Genomic DNA, 2,625 nt, shown 5'->3' on the forward strand with positions numbered 1-2,625 from the left:
TCCCATTTGCTTGGGTTTTTGATTTAAGAAGCCCATTGGGATAGTATGCATAGCTTGTCTTTTCATTATAGGGATTGGTAAGCTCGGTAAGTTGATTGAGGTTGTTGTAAAGATAGGTGGTTGTTCCTTGTTCTGTTTCTAATGTCTTTCTGTTTCCATTGTTGTCGTAGGTATAGGCTATTTGCTTTCCTAAGGCAGAGAGGCTAGAAAGTCTGTTTAAGGCATCCCATGTAATTTCCATTGAAACTTCTGGATTTGAGAGAGAGGTAATATTTCCTATCTTGTCATATTTATAGTTTGTCTCAGAACCATCAGGGTAATTTATCTTGATTAAGCGATTTATCTCGTCATAACTATAATTGGTAGTATAACCCATTGCATCCTTTCTTAAGATAAGGTTTCCTGCAAGGTCATATTGATATTGTATTGTATTGTTGAGGGAGTCTACCTCAGATGTAAGATGAAGCATTTTATCATATGTATAGCTTCTCTTATGGTTGTTTGCATCATTTATCTCTAATAGGTTTCCAAATGAGTCATAGTTATACTTTGTTATTCCTCCTTCTGCATCAATAACCTCGATTAGATTAGATATTTTGTTATAGGTATATTGGGTTTGATTTCCATTTGGGTCAATTATCTTGGTAAGATTACCAATTTGGTCATATTCGTATTTGGTTGTATTTCCTTGAGGGTCTATGATTTTAGAAAGGTGATTTGTTTTTGTATATTCATAACTTGTGAGATTTCCTAAAGCATCCTTTATTGAAATAAGATTGTTGCTATTGTCATAGCTATATTCTATTATGTTATTGAGACTATCCTTTATCCTTACTAGCCTGTCTAAAAGGTCATAGTCATAGGTTGTTTTGTTATTATTACTATCTGTGATTTCCTTTATGTTTCCCCTTTGGTCATAGGTATAGCTTGTGAGATTTCCTAAGGCATCCTTTGTTTGAGTGAGATTATCTACATTGTCATAGGTAAATTCCGTTATGTTTTCTTTAGAGTCTTTGGTTAATATTAACCTTCCTCCAAGGTCATATATAAACTCTGAAATATTTTCTAATGAATCTGCAACCTTTACAAGGTTTCCATAGGTGTCATATTCATAAAAGGCAGTATGGTTGTTTGGATCAATAATGGATGTTGGCTTGCCATATATGTTATATCCTATTTTGATAATAGCTCCTGTTGGTTGTTTCAGTTCTATCAAATTTCCAGATGAATCATATGTTAGATTAAATATGCCATTATCTGGTCTAATTACCTTAGAAACAAAATTAAATTTAGGTTCATATTCATAATTCCACTTGTTCCCTTCAGGGTCTGTTGCTTGAATAAGATTACTTTTTTCATCATAGGTATATAAAAAGATGTCTTTGTTTGGTGTCTCATATCTTATAATGTTCTTTCTTTTATCCCTTGTTATTTTCCAGGTGTTTCCCTCCTGGTCGGTTATTATTGCTGTTTTTTCTTGGTATTTATAGTATCCTGGCTCATAGGAATAAGTCATTTTGTTTCCCCTTGGATCGGTTATAGTTGTAACCATTCCTTCATTTAGCATTGAATAAGAATATCTTGTTGTTTTGTTGTTTGGTTCAATTACCTGGAGAACCTTTCTCCCTGGGTCATATTTTATTTGTATGGTTTTTCCTCCTGGATGGGCTATCCTGGTAAGGTTATGGAAAGAGTCATAGGAAAATTCTGTTTTTCTTCCTTCTGGGTCAGTAAAAGAGGAAAGGTTTTCTTGATAACTATATTCGTAGCTTATTGTTCTGTTTAAAGGATCGGTAATGGATGTTATTCTTCCTTTTAGGTTGGTTGTGATATTTAGGCTTCTTCCTGAAGTGTCGGTTATCTTTTTAAGACGATTGTTTTGGTCATATTCATAGCTTAAGGTATTTCCATATCGGTCTTCTATTCTTTTAAGCCGATAGGTCTTTCTTGGGCATTCAGTGTAATAGAAATAGGCAGTTTGATGCTCATTTCCTTCGTTGTCTTTCCATTTCTTTATCCAATTGTCCTCATTTGGCACCTCTCTTTCCTCAACAAGTTGGGTAAAGTAATATTTTGTCTTATCTGGGGTTTCTCTGATAAATCCGCCAGGGATTTTTGTGATTATCTGGTAATTGTGATGGATTGAGGCAAAGGTTGTTGTTCCATCCCTTGCTTCAAATTCCCTTACTAGATTCTCCTCAAATATCTTTATCTCAGGAGGATTGGTTTTTGTTTGCTCTGTTCTCTTTTTATCTTTTAGGTTAATATCAATAGTCTTCTTTGAGGATTCTGGATAATAAACTAATGTAAGATCAAGATTAGAATGCCATTTATTGCCAAAATAGCCGATGTGCTCACTCTGGCTCCAATAGCTTCTGGTTATCTCTAAGTTTATCCCCCTTGCTGGAATCTTAAAGTCAATATAGAATAGCTTGAGGCTTCCATTGCTTGTATCCACCGTAGGAAGGGGAAGATGGGGGAAGGCAAGGGTTGAAAGGAGAAGGAAAAATAGGACTTTTATCTTCATTTTGCCTCTTTTATTGCTCCTCGGGTTCTCTCACCTTCCGCTACAATCAGATGGGCTATTTCTTTAAGGGTTTCCCTTGTATCATTGTGCATTTCCTT

General features: G+C 34.9%; 1 protein-coding gene. It reads right to left on the reverse strand.

Annotated elements, in window-relative coordinates; all coding sequences use genetic code 11:
• A partial coding sequence (locus AB1397_05515; protein MEW6482443.1) for a DUF6531 domain-containing protein occupies positions 1–2,527 on the reverse strand: 2,527 nt, incomplete at its 3' end.
• Positions 2,528–2,625 lie beyond the last annotated feature (98 nt).

This window comes from bacterium (assembly GCA_040756715.1).
In the GTDB taxonomy this organism is placed as follows: domain Bacteria; phylum UBA9089; class UBA9088; order UBA9088; family UBA9088; genus JBFLYE01.